This window comes from Salmonella sp. SAL00670, from assembly GCF_046552235.1.
Classification (GTDB): Bacteria; Pseudomonadota; Gammaproteobacteria; order Enterobacterales; family Enterobacteriaceae; genus Salmonella; species Salmonella enterica.
The window spans coordinates 1-23305 of record NZ_JBGDUO010000004.1 but is presented as its reverse complement, the minus strand read 5'-3'; the positions used below and the strand labels follow the sequence as shown (position 1 = coordinate 23305).

General features: G+C 52.9%; 20 protein-coding genes. 11 read left to right on the top strand and 9 right to left on the bottom strand.

Going from position 1 to position 23305, the window contains the following annotated elements; all coding sequences use genetic code 11:
- The first annotated feature begins 1 nt into the window (after window position 1).
- The 7 genes from ACLJRS_RS14050 (at window position 2) to ACLJRS_RS14020 (ending at window position 6843) form a co-directional block, all read left to right on the top strand.
- Window positions 2-1483 (top strand): tail fiber protein, encoded by a 1482-nt coding sequence (locus ACLJRS_RS14050; protein ID WP_000368203.1) that lies wholly within the window; start codon window positions 2-4, stop codon window positions 1481-1483.
- A 9-nt stretch (window positions 1484-1492) separates the two neighbouring features.
- Complete coding sequence (locus ACLJRS_RS14045) at window positions 1493-2008, top strand: tail fiber assembly protein (RefSeq protein WP_001177098.1); 516 nt, start codon at window positions 1493-1495, stop codon at window positions 2006-2008.
- Window positions 2009-2430: 422 nt separating this feature from the next.
- Window positions 2431-4020, top strand: a complete 1590-nt coding sequence (locus tag ACLJRS_RS14040; RefSeq protein ID WP_000716849.1) for a PTS sugar transporter — start codon at window positions 2431-2433, stop codon at window positions 4018-4020.
- Between the two features lie 23 nt (window positions 4021-4043).
- Window positions 4044-4883 carry a hypothetical protein gene (locus ACLJRS_RS14035; protein WP_000472332.1) on the top strand — a complete coding sequence of 280 codons (840 nt, stop codon included), beginning with the start codon at window positions 4044-4046 and terminating at the stop codon, window positions 4881-4883.
- A 16-nt stretch (window positions 4884-4899) separates the two neighbouring features.
- Window positions 4900-5763, top strand: a complete 864-nt coding sequence (locus ACLJRS_RS14030) for a Cof-type HAD-IIB family hydrolase (protein WP_000924651.1) — start codon at window positions 4900-4902, stop codon at window positions 5761-5763.
- On the top strand, window positions 5750-6508 hold the full coding sequence (locus ACLJRS_RS14025) for a DeoR/GlpR family DNA-binding transcription regulator (protein WP_001068171.1): 759 nt from the start codon (window positions 5750-5752) through the stop codon (window positions 6506-6508). The genes ACLJRS_RS14030 and ACLJRS_RS14025 overlap by 14 nt, the downstream gene beginning before the upstream one ends.
- Before the next feature lie 62 nt (window positions 6509-6570).
- The gene (locus ACLJRS_RS14020; RefSeq protein ID WP_001207628.1) at window positions 6571-6843 is read left to right on the top strand and encodes a DUF3811 domain-containing protein; all 273 of its coding nucleotides are present in this window, start codon (window positions 6571-6573) and stop codon (window positions 6841-6843) included.
- Here ACLJRS_RS14020 and rluF read toward each other — a convergent pair.
- From rluF to ACLJRS_RS14005, 3 genes are read right to left on the bottom strand one after another with little or no spacing between them, the layout of a single operon-like run.
- The gene (rluF, locus tag ACLJRS_RS14015) at window positions 6840-7709 is read right to left on the bottom strand and encodes a 23S rRNA pseudouridine(2604) synthase RluF (protein WP_000954619.1); all 870 of its coding nucleotides are present in this window, start codon (window positions 7707-7709) and stop codon (window positions 6840-6842) included. The two genes, ACLJRS_RS14020 and rluF, sit on opposite strands and share 4 nt — an antisense overlap.
- 46 nt (window positions 7710-7755) lie before the next feature.
- Window positions 7756-8295 carry a DUF2058 domain-containing protein gene (locus ACLJRS_RS14010; RefSeq protein ID WP_001096724.1) on the bottom strand — a complete coding sequence of 180 codons (540 nt, stop codon included), beginning with the start codon at window positions 8293-8295 and terminating at the stop codon, window positions 7756-7758.
- A gap of 34 nt (window positions 8296-8329) precedes the next feature.
- On the bottom strand, window positions 8330-8431 hold the full coding sequence (locus tag ACLJRS_RS14005) for a hypothetical protein (RefSeq protein WP_001576533.1): 102 nt from the start codon (window positions 8429-8431) through the stop codon (window positions 8330-8332).
- 71 nt (window positions 8432-8502) lie between these two features.
- On the opposite strand from ACLJRS_RS14005, the gene pepE reads away from it, so the two are divergent.
- Window positions 8503-9192 (top strand): dipeptidase PepE, encoded by a 690-nt coding sequence (gene pepE, locus ACLJRS_RS14000; protein WP_000421798.1) that lies wholly within the window; start codon window positions 8503-8505, stop codon window positions 9190-9192.
- Between the two features lie 75 nt (window positions 9193-9267).
- Here pepE and ACLJRS_RS13995 read toward each other — a convergent pair whose 3' ends face one another.
- A complete protein-coding gene (locus tag ACLJRS_RS13995; protein ID WP_000956811.1) occupies window positions 9268-10899 on the bottom strand; it encodes a Na/Pi cotransporter family protein in 1632 nt (543 codons plus the stop codon).
- A 266-nt stretch (window positions 10900-11165) separates the two neighbouring features.
- Window positions 11166-14849 (bottom strand): methionine synthase, encoded by a 3684-nt coding sequence (metH, locus tag ACLJRS_RS13990; protein ID WP_000095978.1) that lies wholly within the window; start codon window positions 14847-14849, stop codon window positions 11166-11168.
- A 303-nt stretch (window positions 14850-15152) separates the two neighbouring features.
- Here metH and iclR point away from each other — a divergent pair, with 303 nt between their 5' ends.
- On the top strand, window positions 15153-15977 hold the full coding sequence (gene iclR, locus ACLJRS_RS13985) for a glyoxylate bypass operon transcriptional repressor IclR (RefSeq protein WP_000226434.1): 825 nt from the start codon (window positions 15153-15155) through the stop codon (window positions 15975-15977).
- Between the two features lie 10 nt (window positions 15978-15987).
- A complete protein-coding gene (locus tag ACLJRS_RS13980; protein ID WP_010989091.1) occupies window positions 15988-16395 on the top strand; it encodes an ASCH domain-containing protein in 408 nt (135 codons plus the stop codon).
- Here the strand turns inward: ACLJRS_RS13980 and aceK are convergent.
- From aceK to metA, 4 genes are all read right to left on the bottom strand, one after another.
- Window positions 16359-18110, bottom strand: a complete 1752-nt coding sequence (aceK, locus tag ACLJRS_RS13975) for a bifunctional isocitrate dehydrogenase kinase/phosphatase (protein WP_001137266.1) — start codon at window positions 18108-18110, stop codon at window positions 16359-16361. The genes ACLJRS_RS13980 and aceK overlap by 37 nt on opposite strands.
- Before the next feature lie 101 nt (window positions 18111-18211).
- Window positions 18212-19516: an isocitrate lyase gene (gene aceA / locus ACLJRS_RS13970; protein WP_000857884.1), complete on the bottom strand. Its 1305-nt coding sequence runs from the start codon at window positions 19514-19516 to the stop codon at window positions 18212-18214.
- 31 nt (window positions 19517-19547) lie between these two features.
- Entirely contained in the window at window positions 19548-21149 is a 1602-nt protein-coding gene (gene aceB / locus ACLJRS_RS13965; protein WP_001069370.1) for a malate synthase A, read from the bottom strand.
- Between the two features lie 268 nt (window positions 21150-21417).
- The gene (gene metA, locus ACLJRS_RS13960; RefSeq protein ID WP_001122767.1) at window positions 21418-22347 is read right to left on the bottom strand and encodes a homoserine O-succinyltransferase MetA; all 930 of its coding nucleotides are present in this window, start codon (window positions 22345-22347) and stop codon (window positions 21418-21420) included.
- A gap of 156 nt (window positions 22348-22503) precedes the next feature.
- Here metA and ACLJRS_RS13955 point away from each other — a divergent pair, with 156 nt between their 5' ends.
- On the top strand, window positions 22504-22941 hold the full coding sequence (locus tag ACLJRS_RS13955) for an acetyltransferase (protein WP_000973244.1): 438 nt from the start codon (window positions 22504-22506) through the stop codon (window positions 22939-22941).
- Window positions 22942-23305 lie beyond the last annotated feature (364 nt).

Genomic DNA, 23305 nt, shown 5'->3' with positions numbered 1-23305 from the left:
TATGGATAATGAGTTTTATACCCTCCTGACCGACAGGGGAATGGCGAAAATCGCCAGCGCCCTTGCGGATAAAAAACAGCTACATCTGCAAAAGATGGCGGTTGGCGACGGCGGCGGACAATATTATGAACCGACCGCCAGCCAGACCAATTTACGCCACGAAGTCTGGCGCGGCGAGATGAATACGCTGACCGTTGCGCCGAATAATCCTAACTGGCTGATTGCCGAGTTGGTGCTGCCGGAAGAGGTTGGCGGCTGGTACGTGCGTGAAGTGGGCGTGTTCGACAACGAGGGCGAGCTAATCGCCATCGGCAAATTCCCGGAATCCTACAAACCGCTGCTGCCGGGCGGCTGCGGCAAGCAGGTCTGTATCCGCCTGATTATGGAAGTCTCCAACACCACGGCGGTGACGCTGACGGTCGATCCGAGCATTGTGCTGGCGACGCGCGACTATGTGGATGTCCGGCTGGACGAGCATGAACATTCGACAAATCACCCGGATGCGACATTAACGCAGAAAGGCTTTACACGGCTCAGTAACGCCACTGACAGCGATGACGAGACCAAAGCGGCTACGCCAAAGGCGGTCAAGGCGGCGATGGCGGAAGCGCGTAATCACACGCATACCTGGAACCAGATTACCGGCGTTCCGGACGGTACGCTGACGCAAAAGGGGATTGTTAAGCTTAACAGTGCGACGGACAGCACCAGCACAACGGAAGCGGCAACGCCGAGCGCGGTAAAGGCGGCGATGGATAAGGCGAATGCGGCAGCTCCGGCGAACCATACTCACGTCTGGAACCAGGTTACCGGCGTCCCGGACGGCACGCTGACGCAAAAAGGGATCGTGAAACTTAACAGCGCGACGGACAGCACCAGTACGACGGAGGCGGCGACGCCGAGCGCGGTAAAGGCGGCGTATGACAAGGCGAGCGCAGCGGCCCCGGCCGGCCATACTCACTCCTGGGGGCAGATCACCGGCACCCCGGACGGTACGCTGACGCAAAAAGGGATCGTGAAGCTTAATAGCGCCACCGACAGCACCAGTACGACGGAGGCGGCGACGCCGAGCGCGGTGAAAGCGGCGTATGACCTGGCGAATGGGAAGGCGGCGGGGAGTCACAAACATGCGTGGGGGGATATTACCGACGTGCCGGATGGGACTACGGCGCAGAAAGGGATCGTAAAGCTCAACAGTGCAACGAACAGCACCAGTACGACGGAGGCAGCGACGCCGAGCGCGGTAAAGGCGGCGTATGATTTGGCAAAAAGCAAAACCTCTGCAACGAATATATATACCAGGACACAATCTGATGCACGATACGTGCAAAATGTTATGTTAGGTGCAGAGGTACAAGCACCAACAATGGCACCTGCTGGATGTGTAATAACATTTGTTGATGGTGGTGATAAAATGGAATGTGTGAGATATAAACCACTTCAGATTAACATCAACGGTTTTTGGCGAACTATTTCAGGATAAGGAAAAAAAATGCAATTAAGAAATGTCACACGTTATTACCCAGAACATATGCCGTTTGGAGAAAATATACAATACTTTATTGATGAAAACGGCTTAGATTTTTATAATTCAATAGATACTTTTAAACTAAAATACAAGCTATGTATTCACCCTGACACAAAAGTTATTCACTCTGTGAGTGAAAATATTTCAACGTTATATCCAGCAGGCTTTGATATTGTTGAATCCGACAGTTTACCATATGATGATATCATTTCTGGAAAATATCAATTTGTAGATAACAAAATAATACCCAGGACATATAATGAAGTAGAACTTACTCAAATCACCAATGCAGAAAAATCAAAAAAACTGAAACTAGCAAATGAAAAAATAAGACCATTACAAGATGCTGTAGACCTTGGAATAGCCACTGACGAAGAGATACAAAAATTGGGTGCATGGAAAAGGTATCGAGTTGAAATCAATAGGATTGATACCAGTAACTTACTCGACATTAGCTGGCCTTTACCTCCAGATGTATAAGTCCGATGGGCATATAGAGTAAACTCAATAATATATACATAAATCATAGAAACACAGGCCCGGTAGCGTAAGCGCCATCGGGCGATACGTTGCCGGATGGCGACTCAGGCGCGTCATCCGGCGGTTCCCGCGCCAGGCGCTGCCGGCGGAATACTGCTCAGGAATCTGTACACCCTGCTCGTCCCATCAACATGGACAGCTTTCCCCTATTTATGCCCTCCTCATTTTGAACTTCGTCACAAAACCACACAAAACAACACAAAGCAAAAACATAAATTAATCATTATACTTTAATAGGTTACCTTTAAAAATTGAGATCGATTGTTATAAAACAACTTTTTCATTGTTGATTTATTTTGTTTTAGTTGGAATTATGATTGCACTACAACACAGATAACCCCCTTACCCTATTTGAGGCCGCTATGAAAAAAATTGCGATTATTGGAAGCAGTGGAGGCAACCTCTACAACCTGGGTGGCGCCGAGCCAGAGAAGTTACTCCAGGAGATTTATCAGCAGTGCGAGGCTGCGGGCGTGAATGTGGCCGCCGTACAGTTTATCGCGGCAGAAGCCTCGATGGACGTCGCCAAACCGGATACCCCGGCATCGGTTTATGCATTAACCACAGAAAACCAACAAAAACCACAGCGCATATTTCAGGGCAAACTTTCGGAGGTAAACACCTCGGTAGTAGAAAGCGATCGCCAAATCGCTGAGATGATCCGCCGCGGTGAGATCGATGGGATCGTGGTAATGAGCGCCGATCCGGTAAAGGCGAACCAGGCCGTTTTTGCCGCCGCCGTTGAGATGAAAACACCGATTGTCGGCACCGGGGGAACCTCCATGGCGCTGGTGGCGGCAAAGGGGGCGAATGTGGTCGCGACCTCCGGAACAACCGGCACCACCAGCCGTACCCGCGCCGTCTCCTTCGTGGCGTCGCTGTGTAAACATTGGGGTATCAAGTACAAACCACAGTTGGGTAGCGCTTCGCCCTCACAGAGCGGTTCCGGAAAAAGCCTGCTCAAACGTTTTAACATTCGTAGCATCATGATCCCTGCGCTACCAGGCTTTATCGCCATGGCGATTGTACTCGCCCTGAGCCACATACCAGGACTGGAAAAACTTAACGATATCTTTGAAATCTTATTAAAAGGTCTGCCGGTGTTAGTCGCGGTACTGGCGGCAAAACAGATTTCCGAACTGGATGAAGTTTCAATTGTGGCCGGGGTCGTCGCTGGCGTGCTTTCCGTAGAGGGCGGACTGATCGGCGGCATTATCGGCGGTGTAATGGCGGGGATTTTCGTCCGTTGGCTGTTCGAGCTGTGCCTGAACTGGCGCTTCCCAATGACTACCGTCAACATCGTCGCCGGTGGGATATCGGGCCTTGCCGCTGGGTTAATCATGCACTATCTGCTGAGTCCGCTGGCGCTATCTGCGGGTAATTACATCAAACTGGCTATCGAAAGCACGCTGGCATTCAGCCCAATTCTTGCCGGGCTGCTGGCTGGTCTGGTTATCTGGCCTGCCATTCTCGGCGGCGTCTATCACGCGGTGATCCTGCCGTTGGTGCTGCTGGAGATGGAAAAATCCGGCGTCAGCTTCCTCGGCGCGGTCGATATGGTCGGTCTGGTGATGGTGGCCGCAGGTATTAACCTTGCCAATGTGATCGCCCCGCGTGAAAAAAGCGAAGCTGCCGTTGCTACGCCGGGCCTGCTCATTAACCTGGGTTTTGGCACCTTTGTTGAATCCGCCTATCCCTTCATGTTCGCCAACAAAATTGTTTTTGGCTCCGCCATTTTTTGGGCCGGAATGGGCGGCATGATGCTGGGCTTTTTTAATGTCAAAGGTGTGGCCTATGTTCCGGCTTTCGCCTCACCGTTCTTATCCAGCAATGCGCTCCAGATGGCCATCGTAATGATTGCCACAATGGCGATGACCTGCCTTACCACCATTATTGCTAACCGTTTCAAACCTGTCGTACAGAGCGAATCAACAACGACAGCCGTTAATTAATGCACCAACACCAGAGGTACACCATGTTTAAAGGCGATATGAATAAAAAACGCGCCAAAGCGTTACAGAAAGTGAAAGAAGCCATCACGCTTCACGGTGGGCAAACTATCCTCAGCACAGGAATAACTGGCGACGATGCGCGCCTGGCGAAAGCCGTGTGTGAGGCTGGCGTTAAGCTTCTGGAGCCGAACCACCCTGCGTTGGCGCTGGCGCGTGGACACAAAGGCGTGAGCAACATGCACGCGGCGGAGCAGATTCGTCACGAAATCACCAATAGCCAGATGGCTGAGGCCGTACACGGTGTTCGTAATGTGGTCCCGGACGATATTTTTATCACCGTTGGTATCGCCGGCGGTTTTACCGAAACCTTACCGGTGCCGCTCAGCGAAACGGAAATTCTGGAGATTGCCCGCGCTGGAGCCGACGGTTTACATACGCATAAATCCGACTGGGACGATCTGCAGGACATCGTTAATCTCGCCCATCAATATGGTCTGACCGTCGATGCCTATATTGGCCATCCTGACGATCTGCATACTTTCGGTATTCCTGCACGCACGCCGGAAGAGGTCGCCAGCGTGGCGAAGCGGATGCAGGATATCGGCGTGGATATGATTGGTCTGATGACCGGCATGAGCTATGAAGGCGTAGCGGCAGGCGATATCCCGCAGATGATTAAAGATCGCCTGCGGGCGTTGGTCGGCGCGGTGGATGTTCCGACGCTGGCGGAAGGCGGGATTAACCTTGCCAACGCGAAAGCGTTTAAAGATACCGGAGTCAATATTCTCGTGGTCGGTACGGCTATCGACAACATGGTGTGCAACGCCGCCAAAGAAGCCGTTACGCCGTTTATTGTTCATTGATATTAGGGAACGAGAGATGTTGTTAATCACCGATCTGGATGGAACATTACTCACCTCGCAGAAAACAATCAGCCCGCGCACGCGCCAGGCGCTGATTGCGTTCCGCCAGAACGGTGGTCTACTGGCGGCATGTTCCGCCAGACCGGTCTCCTCAATGGTACGCCTGCTACGCCAACAACAGGTTGATAGGTTGTTTAGCTGGTGCGCCGGTTTTAACTGCGGACACCTTCTGGAGATGGCGGAGCAGCGCATTATTCATGCTGCCCCGCTGACCGCCACAGACCTGTGGAATATTGACCAGCATATTTCTCTTTCCCGCTATCACCACCATTTTTTTAGTGCCGAAGCAATTCACCATCGTGACGATAGGCTGATTGCGCACTGGACAACATATGAGGCTCGCTTATTTGGGTTACCGCTTATAACTGAAACTGCAGAAAATATCTTTAATCGTCGCAACATATATAAAATTACCCTTGTTGCCGCATCTCCGGAGATAGATAATCTGTGTACAGAAGTGAATAATCACCTGCCTTGTGGATATTATGCGGTTGTCACGGGAGAAAATTATATTGATATTCAAAGATCCGATGTAAATAAAGGGTGCATAATAGAACAATTAATTCATCATTTAAATATATCTTCTGACAAGGTGGTCGCGATTGGCGACCAGCAGAATGATGTCAGCATGTTTGCCGCCGCCGGAATCAGCATCGCAATGGGCAACGCGCCGGATGCAGTAAAACGGCAGGCCGGCTATGTGACTGCCACGAATGATGAGGAGGGTATCGTCCGTGCGTTGGAGTGGTTGCGTTGCCTTACGCATCCAGTTACCATGCGCCAAAGGTTGACGGCGGCGAAAGATAATGAATCCAATTAAAAGACGAAAACATATTCTTGATGAATTAAACAAATTCGGTGAAGTCACCGTTATTAAATTATCGGAAATGCTCAACGTCACCTCAGAAACCATTCGTCGCGATCTCTCCTTACTGGAATCTGAAGGCAAAATCACTAAGATTCATGGGGGCGCAGTCAAAAAGCAAGTTGTCCAGGAGGATGCGTTTAGCGCAAGAATAGAGGCGCATCGCGAAGAGAAAATAGCGATTGGCAAACTTGCCGCCGAAATGGTCAGTGAACGGGATACATTGTTTATTGATTCCTGTACAACTAACCTTATTCTGGCCGAGCAATTACCGCCTCTCGCTTTTTCCGTGATTACCAATTCAGCCCTGATTGCCGATAAAATTAAAGAGCATAACCTGCAGGCCCGCGTGTATGTATTAGGCGGCGAATATGATTACCATTTTCGCGCCAACCTCGGCGTCTCGGTGTGTCAGCAGATTAACGCAATTCACGCGGATATCTGTTTTATTGGCGCTGGCGGCATTTCTCCCCAGCATGGCGTGTTGGTGAAGAGCTTTGAAGAAGCCTACGTTGCCAAAGCCATGATTGCGATGAGCAAAAAATCAGTGATTCTCGCTGACCATACCAAATTTGGTCAGGACGGTGTGATGTGCATCGCAAGCGTAAAAGAAATCGATAACATCATCACGGATAAAGGATTTACGTCAACGGGTTATACGCCACAGGATTTCGCTGGAAAGCTGCGGATTGCTGACTGAGCGCTATCCGCCCGTTGCGTATTGCCGTAGACTAAATGCATCGGCTAACTGAGGGCACCCGTATGGCACTCCCCCGCATTACCCAAAAAGAGATGACCGAGCGCGAACAGCGCGAACTGAAAACGTTGCTGGACCGCGCCCGTATTGCGCACGGTCGTCCGCTGACCAATTCTGAGACCAACAGCGTAAAAAAGGAGTACATCGATAAGCTGATGGCGCTGCGTGAGGCTGAAGCGAAAAAAGCCCGCCAGTTGAAGAAAAAGCAGGCGTATAAACCCGATACGGAAGCGTCATTCTCCTGGTCGGCGAATACGCCGACGCGCGGCAGACGTTAACGTCCTTTCTTCTTTCGTCCCGGCGAGGTAAAGCGCTTACCGCTTGATGTCGGGCGTGCTTTCTCATTGCTTTTTTCGATCGCCACGACCGGTCGCTTAATACCCGTGGTCTTCGGCTTCGCTTTGGCCTTTGGTTTGGCTTCGGAAGAGGAACGCTCAATCAACTTAAACAGATCGATCAGCTCATCGTCCGTCAGATCGCGCCACTCGCCCAGCGGAATCCCGCTCAGGCTGACGTTCATAATGCGCGTACGCTCCAGTTTCGTCACTTCATAACCAAAGTATTCACACATACGACGGATCTGACGGTTTAATCCCTGCACCAGGGTGATGCGAAAGACAAACGGCGCCTCTTTTTTCACCTTACATTTTTTGGTGACGGTACCCAGAATCGGCACGCCAGCGCCCATACCGCGAATAAACTCGTCGGTAATCGGTTTATCCACCGTCACCAGATACTCTTTTTCGTGATCGTTACCGGCACGCAGAATCTTATTGACCAGATCGCCGTGGTTAGTCAGAAATATCAGCCCCTGCGAGTCTTTATCCAGACGACCAATCGGGAAGATACGTTTGCTGTGGTTCACAAAATCGACAATATTGTCGCGTTCGCCGTCTTCAGTGGTACTGACAATGCCAACCGGTTTATTCAGCGCAATCAGCACTAAATCATCCGCTTCTCGCGGCTCAATCAACCGACCATTTACTTTAACAACATCCCCGGCGACCACCTGATCGCCAATGGCGGCGCGTTTGCCGTTGATAAAAACATTGCCCTGTTCGATAAAACGGTCCGCCTCGCGACGCGAACAGATGCCGCTTTCACTGATATATTTATTAAGCCGGGTAGATGTGTCGGTCAGCATATTTACTCTCTGAGAAATTTTTCTACATAAACGTCGGGAATGTGACTTACCACATCAAATCGTCAGGAACTTTAAAATCGGCATACGGATCATCTTCGTCCTGCTCTTCCTGACTCAGCGCACTGTTTACGACAATACTGTCCGCATCTCGTTGTGCGATTTTATCGGCGACGCTCGCGGGAATAATCGCATATTCACATTCACCGCTGTTATTGATAACCAGACGCGCAATCGCGAGACGCCCATTAATCAGTTGCGTCTGAGTGAGCTTATCCACGTCTATTTTTTTGATGACGTTATTATCGGTGAAGTTAAAACCAATATCGCCTTTAGATACATTGATTCTATTCATTTCAATAAGTTGCTTAACCTGAGCTTTAAACTCTTTCGCTAAAACCGCTTGTTTTTGCTGTTCACTGAGTTGTTTATCACGCTCAAGTTGCGCCTTTTTATTTTCTTCCACCGCTTCTCTGGCCTCACGAGCCTGAACGCGTGATTTTTTAGCCGTGCGCTGGACTTTGGCCATTTTTTTGCTGGTCACTAATCCCGCTTGTAGCAGTTGCTCTTGTAAGGTCAGTTTTGCCATTTTCGTCTCTAAACGTGTTAAATAATTTTGCGGATTATACCTGTAATTTTTCAGGCGATACCAGATAGCAGATCTGGCCTGGCGTCACTTTTAGCGACCGCGCGTTGCCTGTAACACGCGCAACATCATGAGCCATATCAGTAAGACATTAAATGGATAATGGTAGCATTATTACGTTTTGACATTTCCTGATGAGGTGGAGAAGTAATGGAACTGCTTTTATTAAGTAACTCGACGCTGCCGGGTAAAGCCTGGCTGGAACACGCTCTGACGCTGATAGCGAATCAGTTGAACGGTCGGCGCTCAGCCGTGTTTATTCCGTTTGCCGGCGTCACGCAAACATGGGACGAGTACACGGATAAAACCGCAGAGGTGCTTGCGCCATTAGGGGTAAACGTCACAGGGATTCATCGTGTCGCCGATCCGCTTGCGGCGATTGAGAAAGCGGAAATCATTATTGTCGGCGGCGGAAATACCTTCCAGCTACTGAAAGAATCGCGTGAACGCGGGCTGCTGGCGCCGGTGGCGGACAGGGTAAAACGCGGCGCGCTGTATATCGGCTGGAGCGCGGGCGCCAACCTTGCCTGCCCGACTATCCGCACGACCAACGATATGCCGATCGTCGATCCAAACGGTTTCGACGCGCTGGATCTGTTCCCGCTGCAAATTAATCCTCACTTCACTAACGCCTTGCCGGAAGGTCATAAGGGCGAGACCCGCGAGCAGCGTATTCGCGAACTGCTGGTGGTCGCGCCGGAACTGACAGTGATTGGTTTGCCGGAAGGTAACTGGATTCAGGTGAGCAACGGCCAGGCGGTTCTCGGCGGCCCGAATACCACCTGGGTGTTTAAAGCAGGTGAAGAGGCCGTGGCGCTGGAAGCGGGTCATCGCTTTTAATCCCAGGCCACATTGAATGCCGAATGGCGGGCCTACGCGCATGTTCTCCGTAGGCCCCGCCATCCGGCATTTCACTTAATACTCGCCCCGTTCCTCGTCCTGATCCGGCTGTTCCAGTACGCTATAGGCGACCGAACAGAACAGTGAGTTAAGACGTTTCATATCGCCCAGCAGCCCTAAATGAAGCGAGCTGGTTTCAATGCTTTGCACGTTCTGCTGGTGCAGGCGGTCGACATGCGCATGTGAGTATCGGCGATTAAGTATACGGAAGCGATGTTTACTGCGGCGCAACCGACGGGCGCTGGTGACATCGCCGGAGAAAAAGACCGACATCGCCAGTTGCAGATTACTGAGCAGTTGATCGTAAAGCGCATCCAGCTCTTTCAATCCTTCTTCTGAAAATGCCCGACGCGCCGCCAGCGACTTGTCGGCAATCTCGCTGCCCATTCGCTCGATAATATCCGACGCCTGTTCGAGGTTCAGGGCCATCTCAATAATCTCCGCCCACCGGCGGGACTCCTCCGCCGCCAGCTCGTCTTTTGGCATTCGCGCCAGATAAAGCTTAATCGCGGTGTAGAGCACGTTAACGTCATCCGCCAGCTTGCGCAGCGCTTTCTCTTCACGCGGCTCGCCGTGCATGACCTTTTTTAGCCCTTCCATCATCTGTTCCATCGCATCGCCAATGCGCAACACCTCGCGGGCAGCATTAGCCAGCGCCAGCGTTGGCGTATCCAGCGCGCTGACATCCAGATGTTTCGGCTTCAGATGGGTATCCAGTTCAGGCTCATCACGAATAATTCGTTTACAAAAACGCGCCATCAGCTCGGCAAATGGCACCATCGCCAGGCAGCGCACCAGGTTATAGAAAACGTGGAAATAGATCACCAGCTCTGATTTCGGTAGCGATAGCTCATCCATCAGATTCGCCAGCGGATGGACAAACGGCAGGATGACTAGGCTGCCGATCAATTTGAACAATAGGCTGCCGAGCGCTACGCGACGCGCGGCAGCATTGGCGGCGCTGTTGTTGAGCATCGCCAACAGGCCCGATCCCAGATTGGCGCCGATGACCAGGCACAACGCCACCGGGAACGATATAATCCCCGCCGCCGTCAGGGTTGCTGTCAGCAACACCGCCGCCAGGCTGGAATAACTGATAATAGCGAACATCGCGCCAATCAGCGCATCCAGCATAATGTCGCCCGTCAGCGACGCGAAAATGACCTGCACGCCATTAGCTTGAGTGATCGGCGTCACTGCCTGCACAATCAGCTCCAGCGCCAGTAGAATCAGGCCAAGCCCGATACCGACGCGACCCAGCTGCCCGGCGCGGGACTGCTTACGTCCCAAAAAGAAAATCACGCCGATAAAAATCAGCAGCGGCGACAGCCACGAGAGATCGAAGGTCAGGATACGCGCCATTAGCGCGGTCCCCACGTCGGCGCCCAGCACAATCACCAGAGCTGGCGTCAGGGCGACAAGATCCTGGGCGACAAACGACGTTACCAATAAAGTGGTGGCGTTACTGCTTTGTACCAGCGCGGTAACACCGATACCCGCACAAAAGGCGAGCGGTTTCTTTTCCACGCTGCGGCTGAGGACAGTGCGTAGACGCGCGCCAAACACGCGCATTACGCCAGTACGAACGATATGTGTTCCCCATACCAACAGCGCAACGGCAGAAAGTAGATGGAGCAAAGTTAACACGGCGTCAGGTTCTCCTTATCGTTATACGTTTTCCTGAAGCTCACTTGCGATAAATTGCCTGATGGCGCACAGCGTTAAGGCCTGCTGGCGTTGCACGCCACCGGGCTTACCATACGTAATACGGTATGCTGGATAAGGCGTTTACGCCGCCATCCGGCAAATTCAGCGTAGAGCCTTCCTTCAGTATAAGGGTTTAATTGTAAGAAAGAGACAAGGCACCCAATGAGTGCCTTGTATGTTGTAAGGAAAAGTGACGATTTTATGAATCAGTCCGCATCGTAACCCAGGTTCGGCGCCAGCCACCGCTCAACATCCTCAATGCTCATTCCTTTACGGAAAGCATAATCTGTCACCTGATCGCGTTGGATCTGCGCTACCGCAAAGTATTTGCTCTCAGGATGGCTGAAGTACCAGCCGGAGACCGACGCGCCAGGCCACATGGCGAAAGATTCGGTGAGCTTCATCCCGGTGTGTTTTTCGACATCCAGTAGCTGCCAGATAGTGCCTTTTTCGGTATGTTCCGGGCAGGCAGGATAACCCGGCGCCGGGCGAATCCCCTGGTAGTTTTCGCGGATTAATTCGTCGTTACTCAGACTCTCGTTCGGCGCATATCCCCAGTAAACCTTACGTACACGCTCATGCAGGTACTCGGCAAACGCTTCCGCCAGACGGTCGGCAATCGCTTTCACCATGATCTTGTTATAGTCGTCGTGTTGCGCTTCGAAGGCGTCCGCCAGCGCATCCTCCTCCAGACCGCCGGTCACCGCGAAAGCACCGATGTAATCCGCTTTTCCGCTCAGTTTCGGCGCGACAAAATCCGCCAGACAGTAGTTGGCAAAACCGACTTTCTCGGTCTGCTGGCGCAGGTGGTGGCTGACCGTCAGAACATGAGTACGGGTTTCGTCGCGATAAATTTCGATGTCGTCACCCACACGGTTCGCCGGGAACAGGCCCACCACGCCACGCGGATTCAACAGTTTCTCGGCGCTCAGTTTATCCAGCATATCATTGGCGTCTTTAAACAGACGCTGCGCCTCAACGCCCACCACCTCATCTTCCAGAATGCGCGGGTATTTGCCGGCCAGCGACCAGGTCATAAAGAACGGCGTCCAGTCGATGTAGTTGCGCAAAGTTTCGATGCTGGCTTCCACCTCCTGCACGCCCAGACGGTGGGCTACCGGCGGGGTGTAACGTTCCCAATCGAACGCCAGATCGTTATCGCGCGCCGCTTCCAGCGTGACCGGCGGCGTGCGCGGTTTTTTGCGGGCGTGCTGAATACGCACGGTTTCGTACTCTTTGCGGGTACGGGCGACAAAGTCATCGCGCTGGTTGTCGGAGAGTAGCGCCGCCACCACGCCCACGGTACGCGAAGCATTCTGCACGTAGACCGTCGGACCGCTGTAGTTCTGCTCGATTTTCACCGCCGTATGCGCTTTCGAAGTGGTTGCGCCGCCGATCAGTAGCGGGATAGTAAAGCCCTGACGCTCCATCTCTTTCGCCACGTTGACCATTTCGTCCAGCGACGGGGTGATCAGCCCGGAAAGACCAATCAGATCGGCATTCACTTCACGCGCCGTTCTGAGGATTTTCTCCGCTGGCACCATCACGCCGAGATCGACGATTTCGTAGTTGTTGCATTGCAGCACCACGCCGACAATGTTCTTGCCAATGTCGTGCACATCGCCCTTCACGGTGGCAATCACCATCTTGCCGTTGCTGGAGCCTTTTTCTTTGCTGGCTTCAATAAACGGCTCCAGGTAGGCCACCGCTTGTTTCATCACGCGAGCGGATTTCACCACCTGCGGCAGGAACATTTTCCCTTCGCCGAACAGGTCGCCGACCACGTTCATGCCGTCCATCAGCGGCCCTTCAATCACCTCAATCGGGCGGGCGGCCTGCTGACGGGCTTCTTCGGTATCCTGTTCGATAAACTCGGTAATGCCTTTCACCAGCGAGTATTCGAGACGCTTTTTCACGTCCCAGCTACGCCATTCCGCCTGCTGGGCACTGGCAGCCTCGTCGGTTTTACTGCCGCGATATTTCTCCGCCAGTTCCAGCAAACGCTCGGTGCCGTCATCGCGACGGTTAAGAATGACATCTTCAACCGCATCGCGCAGCTCGGCGGGCAGATCGTCATAAATCGCCAGTTGCCCGGCGTTGACGATGCCCATGTCCATGCCGTTGCGGATGGCGTAGTAGAGGAATACCGCGTGGATAGCCTCACGTACCGGGTCGTTGCCGCGGAACGAGAAGGACACGTTAGACACGCCGCCGGAGATCAGCGCGTGCGGCAGCTCGCGTTTGATGTCTTCACAAGCGCCGATAAAGTCCTGCGCGTAGTTGTTGTGCTCTTCAATACCGGTGGCGACGGCAAAGATATTCGGGTCGAAGATGATGTCTTCCGGCGGGAAGCCCACCTCTTCAGTCAGAATCCTGTACGCCCGACGGCAAATCTCGATTTTACGCTCGCGGGTATCGGCCTGGCCCTGCTCATCAAAGGCCATGACCACCACTGCCGCGCCGTAGCGACGCAGAAGCTTCGCATGATGAATAAAGGCTTCCACGCCCTCTTTCATCGAAATAGAGTTGACGATGCCTTTACCCTGAATGCACTTCAGCCCTTTTTCGATAACCTCCCATTTGGAGGAGTCGATCATGATTGGTACACGGGCAATGTCCGGCTCACCGGCAATCAGGCTGAGGAAACGCACCATCGCCGCTTCGGCGTCAAGCATCCCCTCATCCATATTGATATCAATAATCTGCGCGCCGCTTTCTACCTGCTGACGGGCGACGTCCAGCGCTTCGCTGTATTTCTCTTCTTTGATCAGCCGTTTAAATTTGGCCGAGCCGGTGACGTTAGTACGCTCGCCGACGTTGACAAACAGGCTATCGTCGCCAATGTTCAGCGGCTCCAGGCCGGAAAGGCGGCAGGCGACCGGGATATCCGGCAGCTGGCGCGGCGGCAAACCGGCAACGGCGCGGCTCATGGCGGCGATATGCTCTGGCGTAGTGCCACAGCAGCCGCCAACCACGTTGAGGAAGCCCGCTTCGGCCCATTCGCGGATTTGCGTTGCCATGGTGTCGGCGTCGAGGTCGTACTCGCCGAAAGCGTTCGGCAGGCCGGCGTTCGGGTGCGCGGTGACGTAGCATTCGGCAATCCGCGACAGTTCCTGGACGTACTGGCGCAGTTCATCTGGCCCCAGCGCGCAGTTAAGGCCAAAAGTGAGCGCCTCGGCGTGGCGCAGCGAGTTATAAAAGGCTTCGGTCGTCTGGCCGGAAAGCGTACGGCCAGAGGCGTCGGTGATGGTGCCGGAAATCATGATCGGCAGATCAACGCCCAGCGCTTCAAACTCTTCTTTCACCGCAAACACCGCCGCTTTCGCATTCAGGGTGTCAAAGACGGTCTCAATCAGAATCAGATCTACGCCACCTTCCACCAGCGCTTTAGTGGATTCACGGTAGGCCGCCACCAGCTGATCGAAGGTGATATTACGAAACGCCGGGTCGTTGACGTCCGGTGAAATGGAGGCCGTGCGGTTAGTTGGACCAAGCACGCCCGCAACAAAGCGTGGTTTTTCTGGTGTTCGCGCCGTCCATTCATCGGCGCAGGCACGCGCCAGTTTGGCCGCCGCATAGTTAATTTCCGCCGACAGGGATTCCATCCGGTAATCCGCCATCGCAATGGTTGTCGAGTTAAAGGTGTTGGTTTCGATGATATCCGCGCCAGCCTCAAAGTAGGCGTTGTGGATAGCAGCGATCACCTCCGGCTTGCTGAGTACCAGCAGGTCATTGTTGCCTTTCAGGTCGCAGGGCCAGTCGGCAAAGCGCTCCCCGCGGAAATCTTCTTCATGTAGACGATAGCTCTGGATCATGGTGCCCATACCGCCGTCCAGCACCAGAATACGTTCATTTAACTGCGCACGCAGTTGTTCAACTTTGCTGCTCACACTCGCTCCCGACAACGCTCCACGTAACGAGCCATACTGGCACAAAGCGTGCTGGCGGAAAAGAGAACAACGGGCAACATGAGACATGTTCAGCTTGCCACCCACTTCTGTCGCTTTGCCGGATGGCGGCGCAAGCGCCTTATCAGTCTACAAATTACTTTGGCGGCTCCCAAAGCGTAGGCCTGATAAGCGCAGCGCCATCGGGCATCCTGTGATGTCACTCATCCGATCAGTTCAGGAACTCTTGCATTATAATTGAATAAAACGAAAATGATTTCCACGATACAGAAAAAGGAGTCTGCCATGGTTGCCCCTGTTCCCGCGAAACGCGGGAGAAAACCTGCCGCTACCACTGCACCCGTAACCGGGCAGGTTCAGTCTTTAACTCGCGGTCTGAAGCTGCTGGAGTGGATTGCCGAGTCCAACGGCAGCGTCGCGCTGACCGAACTGGCGCAACAGGCGGGTTTGCCTAATTCCACGACTCACCGTCTACTCACCACCATGCAGCAACAGGGTTTTGTCCGCCAGGTTGGTGAGCTGGGCCACTGGGCCGTAGGCGCACACGCGTTTATCGTCGGTAGCAGCTTCTTACAGAGCCGTAATCTGCTGGCGATTGTCCATCCGATTTTGCGCAAGCTGATGGAGGACTCCGGCGAAACGGTAAACCTTGCCGTACTCGACCAGAGCGACCATCAGGCCATTATTATCGACCAGGTGCAGTGCACACAATTGATGCGCATGTCCGCCCCTATTGGCGGCAAGCTGCCCATGCACGCCTCTGGCGCGGGCAAGGCGTTTTTATCACAGCTCAGTGAGGAACAGGTTACCAGTCTGCTGCACCGCAAGGGGTTGCACGCTTATACCCATGCGACGCTGGTGTCGCCGCTGCATCTGAAAGATGACCTCGCCCAAACACGCAAGCGCGGCTATTCCTTTGACGACGAAGAACATGCGCTCGGTCTGCGCTGCGTGGCCTCGTGTATTTATGACGAACACCGCGAACCGTTTGCGGCCCTCTCTATTTCCGGCCCCTGCTCACGCATTACCGACGATCGCGTCACCGAACTTGGCGCCATGGTGATTAAAGCGGCGAAAGAGGTGACGCTGGCCTATGGTGGAACTCGCTGAAATGAGCAGCCTGAAATTATACTGGCAGGAGAAGTACCCACAGGCCTTCTGTTGGTCTTTCGGTGATTCGCCGGCGCTGGCCGACGAGCTGGCGGCGCTAGTGGTCGCCGGTAAAAAGCGTGGCACCTGTAGCTCGCTGGTTAGCTATCAGAAAGAGCAGCCCCCTGTCACGCCCGGGTCATATCACATTGTGCTCAACGGCACAGGCGACGCCGTGTGCGTCATACGCACGCTGGCGCTCAGGCTGATCCGTTTTAACGAGATGAGCGCCGATCTCGCCGCACTGGAAGGCGAAGGCGATCTTAGCCTGGCGTACTGGCAAGCGGCACACCGGGCCTTTTTTGAGCGCGAGGGTAATTGGTCGCCGGAGATGGAACTGGTTTACGAAGAGTTCGCCGTACTTGAGATCGCGCCGTAACGCACGCTAAAGCGCTGGCGACGTCGATAGGCATACACATCTTCTACATGCCCTTCTTTAATACGCGTCTGTAGCGCACGCCAGTAATCGGCGCGAAACAGGTCGGCATGCATCTCTTCAAACAATGGCCCGATACGCGGATCGGCACACAGCCAGTGGCGAAACTCCTCCGGGAAAACATCACCCGGCGAGACGCTATACCAGGGTTCGCTGGCCAGTTCGTCTTCCGGATAACGCGCTGGCGGAATATCGCGGAAATTCACTTCCGTCATGTAGCAAATTTCATCGTAGTCATAGAACACCACGCGACCATGACGGGTAACGCCAAAGTTTTTAAACAACATATCGCCGGGGAAAATATTAGCGGCGGCAAGCTGGCGAATCGCATTACCATATTCTTCTATCGCATCGCGCAACTGCTGGCCTTCTACCTGTTCCAGCCAGATATTGAGTGGCACCATGCGACGTTCAATATAGAGATGGCGAATGACGATATGTTCCCCAAGATCGGTAATCTTCTCTGGCGCTTCTTGTCGTAACAGCGCCATCAGCGCCGGATCGATTTGCCGTTTATCCAGTACGAAATTCTCAAACTCCTGGGTATCCGCCATACGACCGACGCGATCATGCTCTTTTACCAGTTGATAACAGGCACGCACATGGGCGGCAGACATCTCTTTCTGCGGGGCGAATTTGTCTTTAATGATTTTAAATACCCGGTCGAAACCTGGCAGGGTAAACACCAGCATCACCATGCCGCGGATACCAGGCGCCTCAATGAATTTCTCATCGCTTTCAGCCAGATAACATAAATATTCGCGGTAGCTTTCGGTTTTCGCATGTTTCTGGCAGCCAATCGCCATATACAGTTCGGCAGTGGTTTTACCCGGCAGGATTTCACGCAACCACTCAACCAGCGCGGCAGGCAGCGGCGCATACACCATAAAATAAGAGCGGGCAAAACCAAACACAATGCTCGCTTCTGCCGTGGTGGTCAGGCAGGTATCGACAAACAGTTCCCCCTCATCAGTACGATGAATCGGCAATAAAAACGGCAGCGTACCGTCAGGTGTGGTTAATTTACCTACCAGCCAGGCCGCTTTATTACGGTAAAACAACTCATTCGCCACCTGGACATGGCAGCGAGGTAGCGCGTCCTCGCCCAGTGTTTCAGTCAGGTGCGCGATAATATAGCGGATATCCCGGCTTTTATTCTGCCAGGGCAGACGCAGCGGTAAGTCACTGAGTATGCGCATCAACAGCGGCTCCCAACCGTGATCGGGAAAGAAGTCTTTGGCCAGCGGGCGCGGGATAGTACGGAAGCGGCGCTCCGGTTGCGAACTGAAAATAAACAACCGCTCGGGTGTTAACGAGCGGTGGTCAAATAACCGGCAATAAACGGAGTTGAAAAAGCTCTCCGCAATCTCGAAGCGCGGGTAATCCGGCAACAGCCGGGTGTAATGCTCTTTAACGCGTAAAAGGAAATCCGCGTCGGTACTTTTGCCATCGGTAATACAGCGCAGTTGCTCCACCACCAGACCCACATGATGATCATAGAGGTGGATACGGCTTTTCATCGCCTGCTGGACGGCGTGCCAGTCGGCCTGTTCAAAACGCTGCTGCGCGCCGGAAGTCACTTCCAGAAATCGACCATACTGCGCGTCAAAGCCTTGCAGGATGGTTTGAGCAATCAGTAATTCCAGGCCACGCGGCATTTTTTTCCCTCATCCGGCACCACGTCATGCCGGATGGCGCGTTCGCTTATCCGGCCTACGCTATCTGTAGGCCCGGTAAGCGCAGCGCCACCGGGCATCAATCAAAACTGCGATTCTTCGGTGGAACCCGTTAACGCGGTAACGGATGACGCGCCACCCTGAATAATGGTGGTGACTTTGTCGAAGTAACCAGTGCCCACTTCCTGCTGGTGGGAAACAAAGGTGTAGCCGTCTTTCGCCGCGGCGAACTCGGGTTGTTGAACCTTCTCAACATAGTGTTTCATGCCCTCGCCCTGAGCGTATGCATGCGCCAGGTCAAACATGTTGAACCACATGCTGTGAATACCCGCCAAGGTAATAAACTGGTATTTGTAACCCATGTCCGACAACTGCTGCTGGAAGCTGGCAATGGTCTTGTCGTCCAGATTCTTCTGCCAGTTGAAGGATGGTGAACAGTTATAGGCCAGCAGTTTGCCCGGATACTTCGCGTGGATAGCATCGGCAAAACGACGCGCCAGTTCGAGATCCGGCGTAGAGGTTTCGCACCATACCAGATCGGCATACGGGGCATACGCCAGACCGCGGCTGATCGCCTGCTCAATGCCCGCATGGGTGCGGTAGAAACCTTCGCTGGTGCGTTCGCCGGTAATAAAACTGCTGTCATAGGGATCGCAGTCGGAGGTGATCAGATCTGCCGCATCCGCATCGGTACGCGCAATCACCAGCGTCGGGACGCCCATCACATCAGCGGCCAGACGCGCAGCAACCAGTTTCTGAATCGCCTCCTGCGTGGGGACCAGCACCTTGCCGCCCATATGGCCGCATTTCTTCACCGACGCCAGCTGATCTTCGAAGTGAACGGCCGCTGCACCGGCTTCAATCATCGATTTCATCAGTTCGAAGGCATTCAGAACGCCGCCAAAACCGGCTTCCGCATCAGCAACGATCGGCAGGAAGTAATCCACATAGCGCGGATCGTTGGGTTCAATACCGGATGCCCACTGGATCTGATCTGCACGACGGAAAGTGTTGTTGATCCGATCCACTACCGCCGGAACAGAGTTTGCCGGGTACAACGATTGATCCGGATACATGCTGGATGCCAAGTTGGCATCTGCCGCCACCTGCCAGCCTGAAAGATAAATCGCCTCAATACCAGCTTTCGCCTGCTGCAACGCCTGACCGCCGGTCAGCGCGCCAAGGCTGTTGATATAGCCTTTTTTCGCTTCACCGTGCAACAGCCGCCACATTTTCGCGGCGCCGAGCTGCGCCAGCGTGCATTCCGGGTTAACCGAGCCGCGTAATTTCACCACCTCCTCCGCGCTGTACGGGCGGGTGATGCCTTCCCAGCGCGGTTGTGTCCACTCTTTCTGTAATTCTTCGATTTGTTGAGTACGGGTTTTCATGTGCAGATGCTCCATATTGTTATGTGGTGAATTAAGCCAGTAAGCGATAGCCCGGCAGGGTGAGGAAGTCGATTAAGTCATCTGAGGTGGTGATTTGCTCCATCAGACGTGCGGCATCGTCGAAGCGCCCGCTGCTGTAGCGGTGCTCGCCCAGTTCGTCCTGGATTACCCGCATCTCTTCCGCCAACATTTCGCGGAAAAGCGCTTTCGTTACGGGTTTTCCATTGCCCAGTGTTTTCTCATGGTGAATCCACTGCCAGATAGAGGTTCGTGAGATTTCCGCCGTCGCGGCATCCTCCATCAGACCGTAAATCGGTACACAGCCATTGCCGGAGATCCACGCTTCAATGTACTGCACTGCCACGCGAATATTGGCGCGCATTCCCGCTTCTGTGCGTTCGCCTTCACATGGCTCCAGTAACTGTTCAGCGGTAATCGGCGCATCTTCATCACGGGTAATGAACAGCTGATTTTTGTGCTCGCCCAGTACCTCGTTAAAGACGGCCATTGCGGTATCCGCCAACCCAGGATGCGCAATCCACGTGCCGTCGTGGCCGTTGTTCGCTTCCAGCGCTTTATCCGCTTTCACTTTGGCAAGGACCTGATTGTTGCGTTCAACGTCTTTGCTCGGGATAAACGCCGCCATACCGCCCATCGCGAACGCGCCGCGCTTGTGACAGGTTTTGATCAGCAGGCGCGAGTAGGCGCTCAGAAACGGTTTGTCCATCGTTACCACCTGCCTGTCCGGCAGGACGCGATCCGGGTGATTTTTCAACGTTTTGATATAGCTGAAAATATAATCCCAGCGACCACAGTTGAGACCGACAATATGATCACGCAACGCATGAAGAATCTCATCCATCTGGAAAACAGCAGGAAGCGTTTCAATCAACAGGGTCGCTTTGATCGTACCGCGCGGCAGGTTAAAGCGGTCTTCGGCGTAGCTGAAGACTTCGCTCCACCAGGCTGCCTCCTGCCAGGCTTGCGTTTTCGGCAGGTAAAAATACGGGCCGCTACCTTTAGCGAGCAGCGCTTTATAGTTGTGGAAAAAGTACAGAGCAAAATCAAACAGGCTGCCGGGAATGGCTTCCCCCCGCCAGGTAACATGTTTTTCTGGCAGATGTAGACCACGTACACGACAAATCAATACGGCCGGATCGGGCTTGAGCTGATAGATTTTTCCGGCTTCGTTGGTATAGCTAATGGTGCCGTTCACCGCATCACGCAGGTTGATTTGACCATCAATAACTTTATTCCAGTCCGGCGCCAGCGAGTCTTCAAAATCCGCCATAAACACTTTCACATTTGCGTTCAGGGCATTAATCACCATTTTACGTTCAACCGGCCCGGTAATTTCTACTCGGCGATCCTGTAAATCCGCCGGAATACCACGAATCTGCCAATTACTTTCTCTAATGGAAGTGGTTTCCGAAATAAAATCAGGCAACTTACCGTTATCAATATCCTGCTGTTGCTGGATACGTGCAGCCAGGAGTTTATTGCGTTTTGGCGTAAAACGGGTGACTAACTCCGTCAAAAACTCGACTGCTTCAGCGGTCAGGACTTGCTTTTCCAGCTCGCCTTGCGGCCTGGTAAAGGTTAATTCATCAGTTGTGGTTGCCTGTGGATTCATCATGCAGCTCCTCGTTGTTGATCCAGATACATCCCCAATGCGAACGAAGGATCACTGTGCGCTTTTCGTTCAACACAACTAAGACTACTCAATTAAATTTCAAAATCAAAAACAATTTCCATTTTTAATTTAATTATGCATTAACCTATTGATAACAATATAAATTAAATTCAATTACATGATGAGGTGCGTTTCGGAAATAAAAAAGGCACCCGAAGGTGCCTGATTCAACATGCTGAAACGCTTTAGGATCGTCAGAAGCAGAAGATTAATCCAGGGTTGGATTCATGTGACGCAGATCATATGGCGTAATCTGGTAGACATAATAGTTGAGCCAGTTAGTAAACAGTAAATTACCGTGGCTGCGCCAGGTTGCGCGCGGTATGTTTTGCGGATCGTTTTTTGGGAAATAGTTGTACGGAACCTCCGGATTTAACCCGGCCTCAACGTCACGAAAATATTCACCCGCTAACGTATGAGCGTCATATTCAGGATGACCGGTGACAAACGCAATACGTTTATCTTTGCTGGCAAACAGGTACGCATCCCCTTCTTCTGTTTCGGCCAGAATTTCAAGATCCGTATAATCCCGTATCAGCGCCGCCGGGAAATCGGCATAGCGTGAGTGTGGCGCCAGAAACGAATCATCAAAACCACGCGTTAACAGAGCATGTGGATGAAGGATGTGATGTTCATAGACGCCGGAAAGTTTATCTGTACGGGTCTGCTTAGGGATACCATACAGAATATTGAGTGCGGCCTGAACGGCCCAACAGACAAATAGCGTCGAAGTAACGTGATCTTTCGCCCATTCCAGCACCTGCCTAATCTGCGGCCAGTAAGCCACGTCATTAAACTCCACCAGACCCAGCGGCGCTCCGGTCACGATAAGCCCATCAAAGTTCTGATCGCAGATATCGTCGAAGTTACAGTAAAAGTTGTTCAGATGCTCGGCTGGCGTGTTCCTCGACTCGCGGGCATCTATCCGCAGTAGTTGAATATCGACCTGCAATGGCGAGTTCGATAGCAAACGCAGAAACTGATTTTCCGTTTCAATCTTCTTCGGCATCAGGTTAAGGATAAGTACCTTTAGCGGGCGAATTTCCTGACCTGATGCGCGAGAAGTCGTCATGACGAAGACATTCTCCTCACGTAAAAAATTGACGGCGGGTAGCTCGTCCAGCACGCGAATCGGCATAACCTGATAACCTCACGACATACGTTTAAACGTTTAGACATCCAGATAGCTGAAGATACTCAGAAATCAGGCGAATGTCGAGTCTGCAAGTTCAAGGTGAGAAAGTTTCACGACAGCATTTGCATTAGAATAGAAGTAAGCAAAAAAGGAGTGAAGATGATGATTAACATTCGCCGTTCAAGGCATGAGGAAGGGGAAAAACTGATTGCGATCTGGCGTCGCTCAGTCGATGCCACGCACGATTTTCTGTCAAACGCTTATCGGGCCGAACTGGAAGAACTGGTGAGCGATTTTCTGCCAGAAGCGCCACTATGGGTTGCCGTGACCGATCAGGATGAGCCGGTAGGATTTATGCTGCTTACCGGCGAACATATGGATGCGCTGTTTGTCGATCCGGACGTGCGTGGTCAGGGTATCGGTAAGATGCTGGTTGAACATGCGTTAACACTGGCGCCGGGGTTGACAACCAATGTTAATGAGCAGAATACACAAGCTGTTGGATTTTATAAGAAAATGGGATTTAAGGTGACGGGACGTTCGGAGGTTGACGATCTTGGGAAACCGTATCCATTGTTGAATTTAATTTATCCGTGAGTAGTGGTGCTGCCTGATAAGTGCATACAGGCCGGATAAGGCGAAACTGCCATCCGGCGGTGCAGGTTGCCTGATGGCGCTGCGCTTATCAGGCCTATATTTTTACAGTTACCACACACGCAAAAAAGCCCGTCCAGACGGACGGGCTTCTTCACTTGTCTGATGCCTGGCAGTTTATGGCGGGCGTCCTGCCCGCCACCCTACGGGCCGTTGCTGCGCAACGAGTGCTCACCGGCAGACTACAGATAAAACAAAAGGCCCTGTCTTCCGACAGGGCCCTTCGTTTTATTTGATGCCTGGCAGTTCCCTACTCTCGCATGGGGAGACCCCACACTACCATCGGCGCTACGGCGTTTCACTTCTG